The sequence below is a fragment of the Sporanaerobacter sp. PP17-6a genome, assembly GCF_900095615.1.
Taxonomy (GTDB): Bacteria; Bacillota; Clostridia; order Tissierellales; family Acidilutibacteraceae; genus Acidilutibacter; species Acidilutibacter cellobiosedens.
This window is the reverse complement of the sequence record NZ_FMIF01000002.1, coordinates 98,280-118,205: the sequence shown is the minus strand read 5'-3', so window position 1 is coordinate 118,205 and position 19,926 is coordinate 98,280. Positions and strand designations below refer to the sequence as shown.

At 32.5% G+C, this 19,926-nt stretch carries 20 protein-coding genes and 1 riboswitch; of the genes, 17 read left to right on the top strand and 3 right to left on the bottom strand.

Going from position 1 to position 19,926, the window contains the following annotated elements:
• The first annotated feature begins 63 nt into the window (after positions 1–63).
• The 16 genes from rny (at position 64) to PP176A_RS01585 (ending at position 16,454) form a co-directional block, all read left to right on the top strand.
• Positions 64–1,593: a ribonuclease Y gene (rny, locus tag PP176A_RS01660; RefSeq protein ID WP_071138704.1), complete on the top strand. Its 1,530-nt coding sequence runs from the start codon at positions 64–66 to the stop codon at positions 1,591–1,593.
• A gap of 208 nt (positions 1,594–1,801) precedes the next feature.
• Positions 1,802–2,062 carry a stage V sporulation protein S gene (locus PP176A_RS01655; RefSeq protein ID WP_071138703.1) on the top strand — a complete coding sequence of 87 codons (261 nt, stop codon included), beginning with the start codon at positions 1,802–1,804 and terminating at the stop codon, positions 2,060–2,062.
• Between the two features lie 185 nt (positions 2,063–2,247).
• Complete coding sequence (locus PP176A_RS01650) at positions 2,248–3,069, top strand: PHP domain-containing protein (protein WP_200795941.1); 822 nt, start codon at positions 2,248–2,250, stop codon at positions 3,067–3,069.
• On the top strand, positions 3,056–3,439 hold the full coding sequence (locus tag PP176A_RS01645; protein ID WP_071138702.1) for a PadR family transcriptional regulator: 384 nt from the start codon (positions 3,056–3,058) through the stop codon (positions 3,437–3,439). The genes PP176A_RS01650 and PP176A_RS01645 overlap by 14 nt, the downstream gene beginning before the upstream one ends.
• 17 nt (positions 3,440–3,456) lie before the next feature.
• Complete coding sequence (locus tag PP176A_RS01640; protein WP_234958745.1) at positions 3,457–4,650, top strand: pyridoxal phosphate-dependent aminotransferase; 1,194 nt, start codon at positions 3,457–3,459, stop codon at positions 4,648–4,650.
• Between the two features lie 220 nt (positions 4,651–4,870).
• Positions 4,871–5,962, top strand: coding sequence for a glycerol dehydrogenase (locus PP176A_RS01635; RefSeq protein ID WP_071138701.1), 1,092 nt, complete (start codon positions 4,871–4,873; stop codon positions 5,960–5,962).
• A 224-nt stretch (positions 5,963–6,186) separates the two neighbouring features.
• Positions 6,187–7,077 (top strand): ABC transporter ATP-binding protein, encoded by an 891-nt coding sequence (locus PP176A_RS01630; RefSeq protein ID WP_071138700.1) that lies wholly within the window; start codon positions 6,187–6,189, stop codon positions 7,075–7,077.
• Positions 7,070–9,229 (top strand): M1 family aminopeptidase, encoded by a 2,160-nt coding sequence (locus PP176A_RS01625; protein ID WP_071138699.1) that lies wholly within the window; start codon positions 7,070–7,072, stop codon positions 9,227–9,229. Before PP176A_RS01630 ends, PP176A_RS01625 begins: the two co-directional genes overlap by 8 nt.
• On the top strand, positions 9,222–9,965 hold the full coding sequence (locus PP176A_RS01620) for a hypothetical protein (RefSeq protein WP_071138698.1): 744 nt from the start codon (positions 9,222–9,224) through the stop codon (positions 9,963–9,965). The genes PP176A_RS01625 and PP176A_RS01620 overlap by 8 nt, the downstream gene beginning before the upstream one ends.
• Before the next feature lie 19 nt (positions 9,966–9,984).
• Positions 9,985–10,500 (top strand): RNA polymerase sigma factor, encoded by a 516-nt coding sequence (locus PP176A_RS01615; RefSeq protein WP_071138697.1) that lies wholly within the window; start codon positions 9,985–9,987, stop codon positions 10,498–10,500.
• On the top strand, positions 10,501–10,815 hold the full coding sequence (locus tag PP176A_RS01610; protein ID WP_071138696.1) for a hypothetical protein: 315 nt from the start codon (positions 10,501–10,503) through the stop codon (positions 10,813–10,815).
• Complete coding sequence (locus PP176A_RS01605; protein ID WP_071138695.1) at positions 10,796–11,473, top strand: ATP-binding cassette domain-containing protein; 678 nt, start codon at positions 10,796–10,798, stop codon at positions 11,471–11,473. The genes PP176A_RS01610 and PP176A_RS01605 overlap by 20 nt, the downstream gene beginning before the upstream one ends.
• A 4-nt stretch (positions 11,474–11,477) precedes the next feature.
• Complete coding sequence (locus PP176A_RS01600; protein WP_071138694.1) at positions 11,478–12,599, top strand: ABC transporter permease; 1,122 nt, start codon at positions 11,478–11,480, stop codon at positions 12,597–12,599.
• Positions 12,600–12,648: 49 nt separating this feature from the next.
• Positions 12,649–13,026: a BlaI/MecI/CopY family transcriptional regulator gene (locus PP176A_RS01595; RefSeq protein WP_071138693.1), complete on the top strand. Its 378-nt coding sequence runs from the start codon at positions 12,649–12,651 to the stop codon at positions 13,024–13,026.
• A 20-nt stretch (positions 13,027–13,046) separates the two neighbouring features.
• A complete protein-coding gene (locus PP176A_RS01590; protein ID WP_071138692.1) occupies positions 13,047–14,336 on the top strand; it encodes a M56 family metallopeptidase in 1,290 nt (429 codons plus the stop codon).
• Positions 14,337–14,351: 15 nt separating this feature from the next.
• Complete coding sequence (locus PP176A_RS01585; protein WP_071138691.1) at positions 14,352–16,454, top strand: M28 family metallopeptidase; 2,103 nt, start codon at positions 14,352–14,354, stop codon at positions 16,452–16,454.
• A gap of 80 nt (positions 16,455–16,534) precedes the next feature.
• Here PP176A_RS01585 and PP176A_RS01580 read toward each other — a convergent pair whose 3' ends face one another.
• From PP176A_RS01580 to PP176A_RS16475, 3 genes are read right to left on the bottom strand one after another with little or no spacing between them, the layout of a single operon-like run.
• Positions 16,535–17,269 (bottom strand): amino acid ABC transporter ATP-binding protein, encoded by a 735-nt coding sequence (locus PP176A_RS01580; RefSeq protein WP_071138690.1) that lies wholly within the window; start codon positions 17,267–17,269, stop codon positions 16,535–16,537.
• A 35-nt stretch (positions 17,270–17,304) separates the two neighbouring features.
• Complete coding sequence (locus tag PP176A_RS16480) at positions 17,305–18,039, bottom strand: amino acid ABC transporter permease (protein WP_071138689.1); 735 nt, start codon at positions 18,037–18,039, stop codon at positions 17,305–17,307.
• 13 nt (positions 18,040–18,052) lie between these two features.
• On the bottom strand, positions 18,053–18,877 hold the full coding sequence (locus PP176A_RS16475; protein WP_071138688.1) for a transporter substrate-binding domain-containing protein: 825 nt from the start codon (positions 18,875–18,877) through the stop codon (positions 18,053–18,055).
• A 145-nt stretch (positions 18,878–19,022) separates the two neighbouring features.
• Positions 19,023–19,212, bottom strand: a riboswitch (Lysine riboswitch).
• A 243-nt stretch (positions 19,213–19,455) separates the two neighbouring features.
• Here PP176A_RS16475 and msrB point away from each other — a divergent pair.
• Positions 19,456–19,923: a peptide-methionine (R)-S-oxide reductase MsrB gene (gene msrB / locus PP176A_RS01565; RefSeq protein WP_071138687.1), complete on the top strand. Its 468-nt coding sequence runs from the start codon at positions 19,456–19,458 to the stop codon at positions 19,921–19,923.
• The last annotated feature ends 3 nt before the right edge of the window (positions 19,924–19,926 follow it).

The following is a 19,926-nucleotide window of genomic DNA, read 5'->3' as shown; positions in this document are numbered from 1 at the left end:
TAATTATTGTAAATTAAGTACTTTTGGAACTTGAAAATTAAATAGAAAGGGAGGTGCAGCGTTATTGAACTTCTAAAATTAGTTATAAGTGTCGTAATTGGAATCATCGCTGGTTTTTATATAAGAAGAACAATCAGTGAAGGAAAGATAAAAAATTCTGAGGAATTAGCCAAGAAAATTTTAGATGATGCAAATAAAGATGCAGAAACAAAGAAAAAAGAAGTGTTATTGGAAGCAAAAGAAGAGATTCATAAGATGAGAAGTGAATTTGAAAAAGAAAGCAGAGAAAGAAGAAATGAACTTCAAAAATTAGAAAGACGGTTAATGCATAGAGAAGAATCTCTTGATAGAAAAAGTGAAGGTTTAGAAAAAAAGGATGATTTAGTTTCTAAAAAGATAAAGGAATTAGATGAGAAAGAAGAGCTTATAAATCAGCTTTATGAAAAGCAAGTTGAAGAATTGGAAAGATTATCAGGCTTGACGTCAGAAGAAGCCAAGGAATTGCTTCTCAATGATGTTAAGAAAGAAATAACTCATGAATCTGCTATAATGATTAAAGAAATTGAGAGCAAGGCAAAGGAGGAAGCTGATAAAAAAGCCAGGGAAATCATTTCCTGTGCCATCCAAAAATGTGCTTCCGATCATGTTGCTGAGACCACAGTGACGGTAGTTCCTTTGCCAAATGATGAAATGAAGGGCAGAATCATTGGAAGAGAAGGTAGAAATATTAGAACTTTAGAAACACTTACGGGAATTGATTTGATTATAGATGATACACCGGAAGCCGTAGTTCTTTCAGGATTTGATCCTATAAGAAGAGAAGTTGCGAGAATTGCATTGGAAAAGTTGATAATCGATGGAAGAATACATCCGGCTAGAATAGAGGAAATGGTAGAAAAAGCCAAAAAAGAAGTAGAGAATATCATAAGGGAAGCGGGAGAGCAAGCTGCTTTTGAATGCGGAATAAACGGTTTACACCCTGAACTTATAAAGCTATTGGGTAGACTTAAATATAGAACAAGTTACGGGCAAAATGTATTAAGGCATTCTATTGAAGTTTCTCGTTTAGCAGGAGTGATGGCATCGGAATTGGGTGCTGATGTTAAAATTGCTAAAAGGGCAGGACTTTTGCACGATATAGGTAAGGCTGTAGATCATGAAGTTGAAGGACCTCATGTTACAATTGGAGTGGATTTGGCTAAGAAATATAAGGAGTCGAAGGAAGTGCTTCATGCAATTGCTGCTCATCATGGAGATATTGAACCACAAACAGTTGAAGCGGTGTTGGTTCAGGCGGCGGATGCCATATCTGCTGCAAGACCGGGAGCAAGAAGAGAAACGCTGGAAGCATACATCAGAAGACTTGAAAAACTTGAAGAAATAGCTAATTCTTTTGAGGGAATCGAGAAATCTTATGCCATACAAGCAGGTCGTGAGATAAGAATAATGGTTAAACCGGAATTAATTAATGATGATGAGATTGTTCATACTGCCAGAGAGATAGTCAAAAGAGTAGAAGAGGAACTTGACTATCCGGGTCAAATAAAGGTAAATGTAATAAGAGAGACAAGGGCAATAGAATATGCAAAATAAAGGGCAGCCTTTTTGAAACCGTTTAAGGTCAATTTCGAACTAAAAAAAGATGATTTTTTTATGAGTTATAAAAAAGAGCGAAAATTTTCAAAAGCAAAAATATTTTTAAATAAAAGAGGATTTTACTAATATTTGTAGAATAAAGAATTATAGTCATATATAAATATATAATTCATAATAAATAATTTTGGTAGAGGGGGATATTTTAATGGATGTATTAAAAGTATCAGCAAAATCAAGTCCAAATTCTGTTGCAGGAGCTCTTGCGGGAGTATTAAGAGAAAAAGGTTCTGCCGAGATTCAAGCTATTGGTGCGGGGGCTTTGAACCAGGCTGTCAAGGCAGTTGCCATTGCCAGAGGTTTTGTTGCACCCAGCGGTATTGATTTAATATGTATACCAGCTTTTACAGACATTGAAATTGACGGTGAGGAAAGAACAGCTATTAAGTTAATTATTGAGCCGAGATAGTATTTTTTAAAAAGTCTGCCATATATGGCAGACTTTTTATAATTTATAGAAAAATTTCATTTTACCTTGGAAGCTTTTTTATATTAATGATATAATAATAGTATAAAAGGTCAAATATAAATTAAGGAAGAAAATAATTTTTCTATGGGTTATAAATATAGTGCTATAAATTTGGGAGTGATATCTTGATTTTAACTGCAGATTTACATATTCATACAACTTATTCCGATGGATTGCTAACTCCTGATGAAGTTATTAAAATAGCTTTTCGAAAAGGTTTATATGCCATAAGTATTACCGATCATGATACTGTTGCGGGGATAAGAAAATTTGAAAATAGTCAAGTTAAAGTTATTCCCGGCATTGAATTTGGCTGTGTATTTGAAGGAGAAGACGTTCATATATTAGGATATTTTTCAAAATATTTTTTGCCTAAAATTAGTGAAAAGGTTAGTTTTTTGAAAGAAAAAAGAATCGAGAGATGTTCCGAGATTATAAAAAAACTGAATAATCAAGGATTGAAGATAGATATGGAAGATGTTTGTATTTATACCCAAAATGGTTTAATCGGGAGGCCTCATATAGCGAGAGCGCTGATTGAAAAGGGATATGTACATTCTATGAGGGAAGCTTTTGATCTGTATCTGAACAGGGGTTGCCCGGCTTATGTGGAAAGATGCAGCTTGTCTATTAAAGAAACTATAGATTTAATTCATGAAGAAGAAGGAATAGCTGTATTGGCTCATCCGGGATTAATAAAAAGAAAAGAAATTATAGATTATGTTATAAAGGAAGGAATAGACGGATTAGAAGTGATTCATTCAAAGCATACTCATGAAGATGTTGTATATTTTTTAAGTTTGGCCAAGAAGAAAAATCTTTTGATAACAGGAGGTTCCGATTCTCATGGAGATTTGATAGATGGGGAATATTTAATTGGAAGGTATTATGTTCCTGTTGATAATCTGATGAAGGGTGAAAGGAGGATAAGTATTGACCAATTATAAAGGTGAAAGAAATAGGCAGTTTCCATCTAAGATAAGCACGACGTCTTTTGTAAAATTATATATACTTCATCTGCTTAAAGAGAAAAGTTATTATGGAAATGAGATAATTGATGAAATCAAGTTAAGAATGGAAAATAAATGGATTCCAAGTCCCGGAATGGTATATCCTCTATTAAGGGAAATGGAAGAGAAGGGATATATAATAGGTTCTTGGGATCAGCCTGATAAAAGATCTATAAGAAGATATCGCATTACCGATGAGGGGTATAAACATTATAAAATAATTCTTCTCCAATACAAGACAATATTTGAAGATTCTTTGATAATAATTAAAAATACATTAAAAGATATATATAACATTAAAATCTAAAGGGAGGTATAAATAATATGAACCTGAATTTATCAAAAAAAGGATTAAGCATTGCTCCGTCTGTTACTCTTGAGATAACCGCTAAAGCCAAAGCGATGAAAGCAAAAGGAATAGATGTTGTTGAGTTTGGTGTTGGTGAACCCGATTTCAATACACCTTCTAATATTTCCGAAGAAGGTATAAGGGCAATTAAGGAGGGAAAAACAAAATATACTCCTGCCTCTGGTATAATCGAATTAAAAGAAGCTATCTGTAAAAAATTTAGCAGGGATAACGGATTGAAATATAATCCAAATAACATCGTAATTTCAAACGGGGCAAAGCAATCCTTATACAATTCCCTTATGGCTATATTGGATCCGGGAGATGAAGTTATTGTTTCTATTCCTTATTGGGTAAGTTATCCCCAGCTTGTACAAATTGCAGGAGGGGTTCCGGTATATGTTCAAACAAAAGAAGAAAATGGTTTTAAATGCAAAGTGGAGGATTTGGACGCGGTTTTAACCAAAAAGACAAAAGCTATAATACTTAACAGTCCGAATAATCCTACAGGTATTATATATAATTCTTCCGATTTAAAGGCTATAGCAGAATGGGCAGTAAAAAATAATATTTTCGTTATTTCGGATGAAATCTATGAGAAGCTCATATATGGAGGAGAGAAACATACAAGCATAGCTTCATTAGGTGATGATATTAAAAGATTGACCATGGTTGTAAACGGTATGTCAAAGGCTTATGCCATGACAGGATGGAGAATAGGATATGTCGCAGCAGATGAAAAGGTAGCAAAGGTTATGGGAAGTATCCAAAGCCATATTACATCCCATCCGTGTTCCATAGCTCAATATGCCAGTGTAGAGGGATTAAACGGAAATCAGGATAGTGTTGAAAATATGAGAAAACAGTTTGAAGAAAGAAGAAACCATATGGTGAAAAAGGTAAATTCCATTGAAGGCTTGAGCTGTAAAATGCCAAAGGGTGCTTTTTATGTAATGGTTAATTATAAAAAGTTAAAGGGAAAGACAATAAAAGGAAAGGAAATTAGAAGTTCCCTTGATTTTGCACAACTTCTTCTTGAGGAAGGAAAGGTAGCGGTAATACCGGGAGCAGCTTTTGGAGAAGATGATTACATAAGGCTTTCTTATGCGACTTCTTTAGAAAATATAGAAAAGGGAACAAATAGAATTAAAGATGTAATTGAGAATTAGATTTAATATAAAAAGATAAAAGCAGGTTTGCATAATATAATTATGCAAACCTGCTTTTTGTAAATTATAAATTTTCCATTAAATAGGTTTCAAAAAAGGCCTACTAATGTGCCATTGTTTAACTGTAGACTTTTTTATTTTGTATATTAAATTTTTAATATATAAAATAAAAAAATTCGGGTATTGTATATATAGGTAGATATAAAGGAGAGTGTTAAATATGACAAATATAATTATTTCTCCAAGCAAATATGTTCAAGGCAGAAATGAATTGTACAATTTATATGAACATGTTCATTCGTTGGGCAACAAATTCCTGATTTTGGCCAGCGAAAACGGAATAAAACGAACAAAAAATATAATAGAGAATAGTTTTAAAAATAAGGATTCCAAATTAGTTTTTGAACCTTTCAACGGCGAATGTTCTAAAAATGAAATAGAAAGAATAAAAAAAGTGTTAATTGAGGAAAGCTGCAATGTGATAATAGGAATAGGCGGAGGAAAGGTATTTGATACGGCAAAGGCAGTCGGATATTATAGTCATATTCCCGTAGTCATAATTCCGACAATTGCTTCCACAGATGCTCCCTGTAGCGCATTATCCGTAATTTATACGGAGGAAGGTGAATTTAGTGAATATTTGTTCCTTCCGAAGAATCCGGAAGTTGTGTTGGTGGATACGTCTATAATTTCAAAGGCTCCCGTAAGATTACTTGTTGCGGGAATGGGAGATGCATTGGCAACATATTTTGAGGCAAGAGCTTGCGTAAGAGCTGATGCAAATACGATGGCAGGAGGAAAAGCAACTCAGGCCGCTTTTGCTATTGCTGAATTATGTTATAAAACTTTAATGAGAGATGGACTAAAAGCAAAACTTGCGGTAGAAAAGAAAGTTGTTACCAGGGCAGTGGAAAATATCGTAGAAGCAAATACTTACTTAAGCGGCATAGGATTTGAAAGCTGTGGGTTAGCTGCGGCCCATGCAGTACACAATGGATTTACCGTTATTAGCGAATGTCACCATCTTTATCATGGAGAAAAAGTCGCATTTGGAACTATAGTTCAGCTAATATTAGAAAATAGCCCATCAGAAGAAATTGAGGAAGTTATAAATTTCTGTATACAAGTAGGCCTCCCTATAACATTAGGAGATATGGGAATTCATGATTTAAGAGAAGAGGATATTATGAAGGTAGCGGAAGTTTCCTGCGCCGAAGGAGATACCATGCATAATATGCCGTTCAAAGTAGAAGCCGAAGATGTATACTCCGCTATAATTGCGGCGGACAATTTAGGAAGAATGTATAAATAAATTTTAAATTAACATTATATAAAATAAAGAACGAGTTCTAACAAAAAACTTGTTCTTTATTTTATAATTAATACTCATAATAAATATTATCATAAATGATGATATAAAAAACAAATCTAAACAACTCATATAAATAAACATATAAATAAAAAAATTTAAATTTTCCTATATCTATCTCTGTAACTTTTCTACCATTCCTTCGAATATATAGTGGAGGGATGATAATGAATATAAAATTGGAAAACATCAGTAAAAGATATAAAAGCATAAAAGCACTGGAGAACATTAATTTAAGTATAGATTCTCCGGCTATGATAGGATTTGTGGGACCTAACGGGGCGGGAAAAAGTACCCTTATGAAAATATTGGTAGGCCAGCTCCTTCCTACAAATGGCAGTATCACAATAGACGGGATTCCTTTAAACAAGAATGAAAGATATCTTAAAGAAAGACTCGGATATCTGCCTCAGGATTTTGGGCTATATGAGGAATTGAAAGTGGATGAGTTTCTGGATTATATTGCTTCCCTGAAGGGAATAAAAAAGAACAAATCAGAAGCTGTCGACAGAGCTATAAGCATGACAAGTTTAAAAGAAAAAAGAAAGTACAAGATAAGAACCCTTTCGGGAGGGCAAAAACAGAGGGTAGGAATTGCCCAAGCCATACTTAACAATCCGGAACTGCTTATAGTGGACGAGCCCACTGTAGGTCTTGATCCGGAAGAGAGAATAAGGTTTAGAAATCTCTTTTCCGAAGGTTCAAAAGACAGAATAGTTATATTATCAACTCATATTATTGAAGATGTAGAATCAATATGTAATTCAATTATTGTTTTAAATAAAGGGAAAATATTTTTTGTCGGAGAACCCAATGAACTGATTAAAGAGGCTTTGGAACATGTAGGAACTATAGAAATTGAAGGAAATGAGAGAGAAAAAATATTAAAAAGTGAAGTAAAGGGTGAATTCAAGATTACTTCAACGGTTATTACCCCCAAAGGGACTAAATACAGGATCGTATCGGAAAAACTGCCCTCATCTTTTGATAAAATAACTCCTTCTTTAGAAGATGCTTATATATATTGCATGTTGAAAGGAGAAACTGAAAATGAATGAAATTAAATATATGTTCAAATCTAAGATAATAATTATATTGATTTTAATTACATGTATAATATTGGCAATAGGAGTCAATTCATTAAATATGACAAACGATTTTAAGCTGTTTTATTTAAAAAGAACATCATCAACCATATCCTTTAATTCCGCAAAATTTGGTGCTGAAATTTGCTCCATGTTATTTGCTTTATTTACCGCATTGACTTTAGATAAGGATAAAAAAAATAAAAGTAAAAGTATCATAGAGTCGAATTTAAACTATTTAAGTATAGTAAAAATCAGGATTATCTCCATAGTATTTTATGCTGTTTTGACGACTATAATGGGAATGGCAATGGTTATGATTGTACAGAAGGTTAAATATGGCATACCCATTGATATCTATTACTATTTATTTAGCTACGGGCTCATATTTTTCTTAACTATTTTGTTTTCCGTTTTAATAATATCGGGATTATATTTGTTAACAGAAAGTTTGGACATGAGCATTATAACTTTCGGATTGCTTTTTATCAAAAGTTTGACATCAAACAATTATTTATTGAACTGGATAGGAACCAATATGGATGTGGTTTCGGATTTTACGGGCATTGGCCCTGTAAGCAAGACAATTATTTATAATAGACTATTATGGTTTTTTATTTCCATGTCCGTATTTTTTATAGGGTTACTGTTCAGAAGAAGATATGAAAGCAAAATATGGAAATCCTTTCTGATAAATATAAAAAACAAGGGACTATTGATTTTAACCATATTTAGTTTATTGGGAAGCAGCTTTGCCTATGCTAAAGAGCCCTATACTTCAGAGCCGGCAAATAACGTTGAAGTACATTCCAATGAAAATGTATATTTAAAAGGTGTTTATCCTGAAGTAGACTTCAATACCAAAAGAGGAGAGATGAATGCTCACGTTTTATATGATTTCATAAATAAAGGTTCGGAGACAATGAAGTTTTATATAAATGATGGGCTTAAAATAAATTTTTTAAGAGTTAACGGAGAAAAAACGAAGTACAAAAGAGTTAAGAATGAGAACATCATCGAAATACCCATACCTTCTGAGGAAAAAATAAAAATAGAATTTTCATATAAGGGGAAAGTAAAATGTGACAGAGATGGGGTAGGAAGATCAATGCCGGGTTATATTTCAAAAGACAGCATATATCTTCTTGAAGTTTCAAATTGGATATTCAGGCCTATAGTCCAAAAGGGCGATTTAATAGATATTTCCGGATATCTATCGGTTCCGAAGGATTTAACCGTAGTTACGCCAGGAAAGCTTGTAAGTGTAGAATCAAAAGGGGATAAAAATAAATGGATATTTGAATATAGTTCCCATACTGCGGATATAGGAGCATTTGCGGGAAAATATAAAAAGACTGAAATTAATGTAGAAAATATGACCGTCGAATTTTATTATGCTCCAAAACACGAAGAATACGTGAAAAACATGAAGATAGAAGAACATATAAAAAATATGATGAAATATTATATTGAAAACATAGGAGAATATTATTCAAAAAAGTATCCGCTGAAAATTGCCGAAGTTTCCATATATAAAAGAGGAGGCCATTCTTCCGAAAATGTCATAACTTTTTCAGAAAATAGTGTGAATCGTGAGGAAAGCATGTATTCCGTAGAGAATGAAAAGGAACAAATAAATGATTTCGGAAGAGTTTCCGTTTATGCCGATGACATTCAGCTTATTGCTCACGAAATGGCTCATCAATGGTGGGGCACAGGTGTAAATATTATAGAAAATAGCCCTTGGTCTTCGGAAGGACTTGCAAATTATTCTTCTTATAAATATATACAAAAAGAGTTCGGAGATATGATTTCATCAAATGTTTTTTTAAGTCCTTGGAAAAACAGAGTGGCTGAGCTTAAGAATTATTATTATATAAAAAATAAGGATATGAGAGACAAATTGAATCCCAAATTTATAAAGTCCTTAGAAATGGAAAATAAGCAGACCGAATTGTATTATTTGATGCCTCTTGAGCTTCTAAAGGGAGAAGAAATTCAGGGAGAAAAGGTCTTTTCTGAAGGAATAAAAAGAGTTTATAAAAAATATTTATTGAAGAATTTGACATATAATGAGTTTCTTAAAGAAATGAATCTCACCAAGGAGGCGATTGAGGTTGAATAACGTCGGATTAATGAAATATGAAATTAAAAGAATAGTCGGGTCTAAAAAATATCTGTATGTTCTTTTGCTGATTGCAGCCACTACCTATGATTCATTGACAAGATTGGTAATAAACGGATATCTGGGTACCGCGCCTTTCTCCCAGTGGACTTATGCTTTTTTTATAAGCATGATTTCCCCGGTATTAATGGCTTCAATGATATTTATTGTGTCGGATATTTTCAATGAAAAGGAAATAAGAGTAAGAAGTATAATATATTCATCGCCTATATCCCAAATCCAATACTATATGTTGAAGTCCTCTTCGGTATTTGTTATATTTATTTTGACATCTTTGGTTCCGATTTTTATGAGCTTTATATATTATAAGGCCATATTCGGATACAGTGAATTTGGAAGCTTTATAAAATTTATAATCGTTTTTTTGCTTCCGACTTTCATATTCCTTCTGGGCTTAAGTATGATATTGGGAAAGATTAACGGAAAACTGATTTATGTGTTAATTCCTATTACATTTTTGATGGGAATGTTGAATTTTGATAATATAATACCTATATGGGCCGATATATTCGGAAACAATTTCCTGAGCACATATTCATATATGATGCTTTTGGGAAGGAAAACTGAAGCCGTGGCCTTTAAATTTCCAAGTTCATTTATCTTTACAAGACTGGAATTAATTATTTTAGGAATAATATTCTTGGTATATACATTCATAAAAACAGAAAAAAAATAATGTTTTGGGAGGTGAAAAAGTGGATGAACAGTTGAAACTATTGAAAAACGGAGATGAACAAGCCTTCGAAGAATTTGTAATCAAATATAGAAAGCAAGCTGTAACCTTTGCAATGAGCATATTAAAGGACTATTATGCTGCTGAGGATATAGTACAGGACAGTTTCGCCGTATTTTATGTATACCGAGAAAGGCTTAATAATTATAGTACTGCCAAATCCTACTTATTTTCCATTATACACAACAAAACCGTAGATTATATCAGAAAGAACAATAAAAATTTAAATCTGAAATTTGGTGCTGTATCCACTTTTTCTCCTGAAGAACAGGTAATAAATAAAGAAAAGGAAGAAAGGTTTACAAGGAGTTTTAACAGTTTAAATTTCAATCAAAAAAAGGTGCTTTATCTATATGCTTTTCAGGAATTATCATATAAGGAAATAGCTGAAATATTGGGTATGAGCTTGGCACAAGTTAAAATAACCATTTTTCGTGCAAGAAAAAAACTAAAAGATTTTTATGGAGAGGTGGATTAAATGGATAGCCGGGAAAATGATCATAAATATATAAATGAAATATGGAGACGAATTAATATTAAGGAATATGATAAAATTCAACTTCAGAAAATTAAGGAAAACAAAAAAACATTAAAAAGAATACGAATTCGTTGGATGACGTCTACATTTGGAATTTCATCTGCCGTGTCATTAACTCTATATTTTAAATTCGGAATGGGAATGAAATTGATATTGATGTCAACTCTTATTTTTTTAGTTTCATCTCAACTATACGAATATTTTTCATTTAAGGAGATAAAAAGGAGGATATACCGTGAAAATAGAGGTTATTAAACTGGTAAAAAATTATGGTTGGATAAAGGCTTTGGATGATATAAGCCTTAGCATTATAGGCAGCGGTATCTACGGATTGTTGGGTTTTGAGGGTGCAGGGAAAACCACATTTATGAGAATATTATCTACTGTAACAGCCAAAACCTCAGGAGAAATTTATATTGACGGAATAAGTATAGAAAATAAAAAGGCTATAAGAAAAATGATAGGATATCTTCCTCGGGAGTTTTCTTTTTATCCTGATTTCACGGTATATGAAACATTAGATTATTTTGCCGTTCTTTCCGGTAAAAAGTTTCTCAGAGGAGAAATATATGACATATTGGAAAGAGTGAACCTTCAGGATTTATATAAAGAAAAAATAAAAACTCTTTCCAAAAGCATGAAAAAAAGATTAGGGATAGCAGTAATTACGGTAAAAGACCCTCAGGTAATCATAGCAGATGAACCGACAGCAGGTCTTGATAAGGAGGAAAAGGTAAGAATCAAAAACATATTTTTTGAAATTGGAAAGGATAAAACCGTTATTTTATCTGCTTCTGTTGCTGAAGATATGGAAGGATGTAATACCATAATAGTTTTAAACAGAGGAAATGTAATCTATAACGGTATGGTCTTGGAGGATGCTTGTATGAAGTTTAGAGAGAAAGAGGTATAAAAATATGTTTGGGAAAATTTTTTCAAAGGAATTAAAACAACAATTTAGAAGTTTTACTATTGTCATATTAATAGTATCTGCATTTCTATTTTATTATACTCAATTTATCGGTGATTTGAAGCAGTGGTGGATAAAACCTATTCCACTCAGGACCGATACTGAAGTAATTTTGGAGAAAAGAGAAAAAGGGTTTGCAATAGATAACAAAGATGTTGAGAAAGCCGTATACGAAAGTATGAAAGCCGATTATGAATCAGGATATACTTTAAGGATAAGAGGAATAAGCAGGATATATGAGAAAATAAATAATAGTCAGAAACAAGTTTTGAAAGAAGCTATAGATGAAATTGAGAACAAGTCTCTCAGTATTTCTCATAACGAATTTGAAAAAATTATGAAGTCTGTAGACAATGCCTTGGGAGGAAATACATCCTATAGTGAAAAATATTACTTATCTATTTTTGCTGTCCAAGGTCCCTATGAATCGGAAATGAAAAGATATAATAAAATTCTTAAAGAAGATAGAGTTACCAATGCTTATGCAAGACTTTTTGCGGATTATATGGGTGTGGGTGTAGGTTTTTTCGTGGTTTTTATTACGGCATTTACTTTTATTAAGGATAGAAGATATAGTGTAAATGAATTTATATATACAAGTCAAGTTTCTTCTTTTGAATATGTGGGAGGAAAATATTTGGCAGATGTACTGATATCTTTCTTTATAGTGTTATTGGCGGCAGGCCATGCTACCTTTATGTTTTACGAATTTTCAAAATTAAACGGAGATCCCATATCCTACGGGGCATTTTTCAAATATACGGCTTTGTGGATTTTACCTACTATTATGTTTGTGTCATCCTTAAGCTATGTATCTCAGCTTATCTTTGACAATGGTATTATACCTATAATAATACAGTTTATACTTTGGATATATAGTATAAACATGGACAACAAATTCAATAAATATATAATCAGATTTAACAGGATAGTCCCTTATTCTGAGTTTAAAACCTTTGAAAACAGTATATTTATAAACCGAATTTTCTTTACACTATTGTCAATACTTTTGTTTTTTATAGCAGTAAAGCTGTGGGATAAAAAAAGAGTTGACAATTTCAGTAGATGATTATAGAATAGTATTAAATAATAGAATGAATATGTAGGAGGTTCATTATATGAGACTCAGCAATTCCGAGCTAAATGTTATGGAAGTAATCTGGAATGAAAAGTATATAAACGAAAGAAATGAAATACAGGCCCTGGAAGTAGCAAAGGTATTGGAAAAAGAATTAGGGTGGAAAAGAAATACTACTTATACTGTTTTAAAGAAGCTGATCGATAAAGGGGCTATAGAAAGGTATTATCCAAACTATACCATTAAACCATTGGTATCTAAAGAAGAAATTGCAATAACTGAAACAGAGAGATTAATTGACGGCATATTTAAAGGTTCTGCAATAAATTATCTATCAACATTTTTGAGCACAAAAAAATTATCTTCGAAGGATATAGAAGAGATTAAAAAGATGTTGGACAAATTGGATAAAGCTTAAAACGGTTTGGAAGTGAAATTATGTATATTATCGAAAGAGGTCTTATAGCGGGGATATTCATTGCTGTTATTGTATTATTAAGAAAATTCTTAATTTATAGAGCGCCTAAATATACTGTTATGGTTCTATGGGTAATCATTATTCTCCGATTGATAACGCCGTTTTATATTCAACCGGACTTTAAAATTCCAGAGAAGGATTTTTTAAAAAACAGTACTGGGTCCATTTTGCCCAGATTGAATTTATACATATATAATTTCGAAGATAATTTCAACTTTAGGTTTCCGAGATTATATCAATATATAACCATATTGATTATAGGCATTTATGTAATTCTTCATATACATTGGCAAATAAAAAGATTAAGGCGATCAACGAAAGTTGACTACAGTGAAGAAATTAAATATTGGATGGGAAGCGATCTTTCAAAAAGGAAGATAGTGATACTAAAAAATGATGATATTAGGACTCCAATTACTTATGGGGTTTTCAAACCAAAAATAATATTTCCGGAAAACGTTTTAAATAATGACAATATAAACTTAAAATACATTTTGGAACATGAGTTTATACATATAAAGAGATTTGATCAAATTTGGAAAATAGTTATAAATATAATAATATGCATATACTGGTTTAACCCTCTGATTTGGGTTATGTATAAGTATATCAACAGAGACTTGGAAATTACATGTGATAAGGAAGTTTTGGACAAGTTGGGATATAAAATAAAAAAAGAATATATTGAAACGATATTATTTCTATCCCAAAAAGAGAATGATTTTAAAGATTTTGCATCGGGTTTTGGTATTCATCCGACGAGGGAAAGAATAAAGGCTATCGTGGAATATAAAAAGTCAAGAGTTTTATCACGGATCATAAGTGTAATAACGGTATTATTCTTCATGCTTTCTTTTGTTAAATCAGAAGGATACGGAAAAATTCCGAAAACCATAGAAAACTATACCGAAGAGGATGATGGTGATTTAATACAGCATAGTATGTCTGAACACGATATTTTGGATTCCTATGACAATGAAAGCTATTCCTTTAAAATGAATTCCCTCACGACCGGAGACTATAATCAATTCAGAACCGAGATACACAGCACCTCATCGCCAGGAGATAAGAAGGAGTACAAGCTTGTTATTACAGAAGGAGGAGAGGAAATATACAGCAAAATATATCGGAACGACATCAATATAACTACCATAAACGCAAAGCATGGAAAGAAATATAAAATTACGATATTGAATATGGCAGATACGATATTTACTTATGATATAGAGATAACAAGGAAAAGAAAATAAAAAGGAGGAAAAAGTGTGATAAGAAAAAATATAAAAAAAGTCATATTATTGTTAATCATACTTCTTTTACTGACAGGCTGTGCTAAAGAAACATTAAAGCCTGATTTTTCAACGGTAAAAAATACTTTATATGCATTGGAAGACATCGAATACAGGGGAATTAATGCAAAGGGAAACTATGAATTTACGGATAATCTGAAAAAATATTTGAGAAGCCTGGAAAGCGATAATCTGAAGATGTATACCCAGGAATTTACGGTGAAGATGGGGGAAAATCCGAAACTCATCATATCCGACGAGGACAGCGGTATTTCTTTTGATATGGATAATGCCAAATTTACCTCTTTAAATACAGAAAAGATGAAAATACATAATGCTGTGGTTACTGATGATTTAAATGAGATTAAAAATAACAAGGAAGAAGACTATATATATTTAATAAGGGATATTAAAAATTTAGGCAAAAGCCAGTATTATGCCAATATCGTTGCAACTATCGTTTTAGGTGGGGCTGAAAATGACGGTATACCTCCTTTAGTAAAGGAAGATGCTATGAGACTGCGTGTAGATGAACAAAGTTTTAAAAAAGCAGAAAAATTCAGCAATAAGAGTGTCGAGATATCATTAGAAGCGGATATAAAGGATGTCAAATTGGAAAATGTTTATATGATATATGGGAAAAATGAAAATAAGGATGCCTTGGTATTGAGTGCTCATTTTGATTCAATAGGAAAGAGTGAAGGAAAGTATTCAAAAGGTATACTCGACAACGGAAGCGGAGTAGCCGTTGTATTGGACAGCCTCCATAGGACAATCGATGAAAAGATAAATACGGATAAGGATATAGTCTTTGCGTTCCTTAATGCTGAAGAAGAAGGACTTTCGGGAAGCAAAGAATTCAGTACCTTGATGAATTTAAAATACAATAATGTAATAGATATAAATTTCGATTGTATTGGAGAAAAGGGGACTGATACCGTATACTACGGAATGTCGAACAGCATATCAGAGGATTTAATAAAGAAGAATATGAATAATATCTTTGGGGATAAGTATTCCCTTAAAGAAGACAATCAGTATCTTTCAGACCATGTTAATTTTACAAATTATATTTATATATATAATATGGACTATGAGAAAACATTATATCCCAATACATCAAAGGATAATGCAGATGCCGTAGATATGGACAAATTGGAGGATATCTCGAATATGTCCTTTGATTTTATCAAGCAAATTGCTCGGACCAAAACAGATAAATTGTTGAATGGAAACGTACAAACATCGGTGAATAAGATGACTACATATATGAATTCTTTGGATTTCGGAGAATATGTTTTTTATGAGCTCAGTAACGAACACCCGGAACAAATTAATTTTTATGTTCAGAATCAATACAGGACGACTGTAAGCAGCTTGTCCGATTTGGATGAAAGTTTTTGCGGAAGTATGGAAATTGAGGATGGAACTTATAACTTAAATATGGACTTCGATCTTCCCGGAAAGCCTTACAGAGGAGAAACGTTGGATAAAGCAATAAACTATTTCAGAAGAAAACCAACCTTTAAAGAACTGTACGATAAATTTCCCATAGGAGGCTTTGGTATTCTATGCTATAAAAATAATGATCCTTCTGACATTCAGTATAGTTTTTATATCAATAAGTATGATTCCGAGACTAAAAAGGCCATAGGAGATTATTATGAAAAGGATTTTGAGAACATGACCAATTTGGTGAAAAAAAAGGACGGAGAAAGAAATATCTATATAGGGGAGGAACAAAACGGAAATGAGAATATAAAGGTTATAAATACCACTTTTTCAAAGGGAGAATACTACTATGTATGTAAACTCAGGCTGTTTGACAGTGAACTGTCTAAATTGTCTGATGATGAACTGATAAACTTAAATTCAAGATATGTAGACGATGCATGTAGAGTTACAGACAGAACCGTTTTAGTAGATTGGTATACGGAGACCGAAGATTGTTATTATGTGGGCTGCATAATAAGTAAAGTATATTATAAGTATGAAGATCGCTACAGAAATTCGGATTCCGAAAATGATGTTAATATTCGAGTAGAATTAGTCAATACCATGCACTCTATAAAGCATTAAAAAATTCATATTTGATTTTCCCTTAATATAAGTAGAAATAATAATCAGGATACTATCGTGTATATAGTATCCTGATTTGATTATTGTACTGCAAGCTTTAAGAATTCTCTGGTTCGTTTTTTTACCGGATTGCTAAAGATCTGTTCTGAACTTCCTTCTTCTTCAATGATACCTTTATCCATAAAGACTACCCGATCCGAAACATCCTTTGCAAATTTCATTTCATGAGTTACTATAATCATCGTAAGTCCGGTCTGAGCAAGTTTTTTTATAATTTTCAGAACTTCTTCCACCATTTCTGGGTCAAGAGCTGATGTGGGTTCATCAAACAGCATAATATCCGGTTCCATAGAGAGAGCTCTTGCAATAGTTACTCTCTGTTTTTGACCTCCGGATAATTGCTTTGGCCTTGCATTAATATATTTATCCATTTCAACTGTTTTCAGATATTTCATAGCTGTTTTTTTAGCTTCTTCCTTTGAACGCTTCAACACTTTTATTTGTCCTAAGGTACAATTATCTAATATGTTGTAATTATTAAATAAATTGAACTGCTGAAAAACCATGCCTAAATTTGTTCTGTATCCGTATATGTCATGAATGTCATCTAAAATATTTCTGCCCTTATATATGATTTTTCCTCCGTTCGGTTTTTCCAAAAGATTGACACAGCGAAGGAGCGTTGATTTACCTGATCCGGAAGAACCTATGATACAAATTACTTCTCCTTCATTTACGGAAAAATTAATATCTTTTAGTATTTCGTGGGTTCCGAATGATTTGTTTAAATGCTGAATATCAATAATTTTCTTCATATAGTCCTCATCCCTTCTAAATTACTTAAAAATTTTTAGAAATTCCTGTTTACATTTGCGGTATATATAGAATAGTTTTCGGGACCATCCAATTTCTTTTCAACAAAATATAAGATTCGTGTTACTGTAAAGGTCATTATAAAATAAAGGATACATGCAACGAAAAATGATTCGAAGTATCTGAAGTTATTGCCTGAAATTGATTTCGTCTGAAAATATAATTCCGATACGGAAATCACATTGAGTACGGACGTATCCTTTATATTTATTACAAATTCGTTACCGATTGACGGCAAAATATTTCGTATTCCCTGGGGCAATACTATATTCCACATGGTTTGAATATGATTCATTCCTATAGAACGGGCTGCATCAGACTGACCTTCATCAACAGAAACGATGCCTCCGCGGATAATTTCCGCCATGTATGCTCCGGTGTTAACGGAAACAATAATAATTGCTGCATACAACTTATTAATATCTATATCAAAGGCCAAAGCAGAACCGTAATATATAACCATTGCCTGTACGATCATGGGTGTTCCCCTGAATAACTCTACGTACATAAAAAGAACAGCATCAATAATTTTAAGAAAAACTTTCTTTATTCCTCTTTCAGGAAGCGGAATGGTACGAATAATTCCTACCAATAAGCCTATTATGAAACCTATAACAGTACCTATTGTGGAAATAAAAAGAGTCATTCCTGCTCCGCGAAGGAACATAGGCCAGTTTTCCGAGACAATCCTTATTATCCATTCTAAACTCATTTTTTTTCACCTCTTAATTGGCTATAGGTTGATTTTTGATAGCATTATCCATTAGAGTTTTTTGTTCTTTTTCCGAAATTTTTGATAATATTTTATTGATTTTTTCAGTCAGGTCACTATTTTTTGCAATTCCTACAGCTATGGCAGTATCATCATCAGATGTAGTAAAGCCGTCTTTTAATTCTACCATTTTGAAATCCTTGTCGGCAGTTTCCGCACTGATTCCTTCGGGACGTTCCGATACATATCCATCTATTATTCCCGATTTAAGAGCAACTCTCATTGCTGAAAAGTTATCCATAGCAGGCTGCTTTTTTACACCCTTAATCTGATCGATTACTGTATAGTGAAATGTGTTTAACTGGGCCGTTATTTTTGCTCCTTTAAAATCATTTAAGGAATCTGCTTTTTCATAAGCTCCGTCTTTTTTTACAACCATGACCAAATCCGATTTATAGTAGTTATCTGAAAAATCTATGGTTTCTTTTCGCTTAGCGGTAGGGGACATACCTGCTATTATTGCATCAATTTTTCCTGAAGTTAGTGCCGGCACAAGGCCGTCCCATTCAATTTTAACAATAACTAATTTTTTTCCTAAACCTTCAGCAATTCTTTTAGCTATTTCAACATCATATCCGCCTGCATATTCTTTACTTCCATCAATTTTTACAGCACCATTGGAGCTGTCCATTTGAGTCCAATTGAATGGAGGATATAAAGCTTCAAGGCCTACTCTAAAAGGTTCAGTTTTCTCAGAAGCATTGCTTGTCCCGCATCCTGTTAAAAGTACAAGTGTCATCATGCAAACTAATGTTAATAATAATATCTTTTTCTTCATGTCTATCCATCTCCTCTTTATATTGAATACAGTTGTAATATATAGTACTATCTGATTTTTAGGGAATTTTGCCAAATAAAAAAAGACATAAGGTGAACTTAAGTCTTTTATATATTATTTAACCTTAAATCCCTCTCTTTTCCCCTAATGAGATAGCACAACTCAATAAACTTGGGATATGTGTTTATTGAGACAGTCCTGCAATTCTTAACTGCAGGCCCAGCAAATAATACTGAGAAATATTATAAACTTCGGCGATATCTCCTTCTCCTTAGCATCAATGCTTTCTCGAACTCCGCTAAAGACTGTTAGAATATCGCGCCTCTACCTCACTTGAAAAAGTGAGGTTTTATTAAATTGTATTATTTTATAGTTTACAACAATAAAGGATATATGTCAAGCTATTCAGTTTATTTTTTTGACGAAATTCCTTATATTTTATACAAAGTAGGGAAGAGTATGGGATATTAAAATATTTTAGCTTATGTGATAGTATAAAAGAAAGAGAAATGGTAACGAATATAAAATGTAGTTTGTAAAACTTTAAAATTTTAATATTAATTAAAGAAGGTGAAAATATGAATGACAAAGAATATTCCAAACCGGATAGAGAGACTCTAAAGAAAAAACTTACTCCTATTCAGTATGAAGTAACTCAACAAAACATGACGGAAAGACCGTTTCAAAATGAATATTGGGACCATAATGAAGAGGGAATATATGTTGACATAGTTTCCGGAGAACCTTTATTTACTTCCAAGGATAAATTTGATTCGGGATGCGGTTGGCCGAGCTTTTCAAAGCCTATAAAAGATGAAAATATTATAGAAAAATCAGATAAAAGCCATGGCATGATAAGAACAGAAGTGAAAAGTAAATATGGCAATTCTCATCTGGGCCATGTTTTTAACGACGGACCCAAGGAAATGGGGGGATTAAGATACTGTATAAACAGTGCTTCCCTGAAATTTATAAAAAAAGAGGACTTAGAAAAAGAAGGATATGGAGAATATCTGAAATTCTTTCAAATTGATGTTGACAAATAGTAA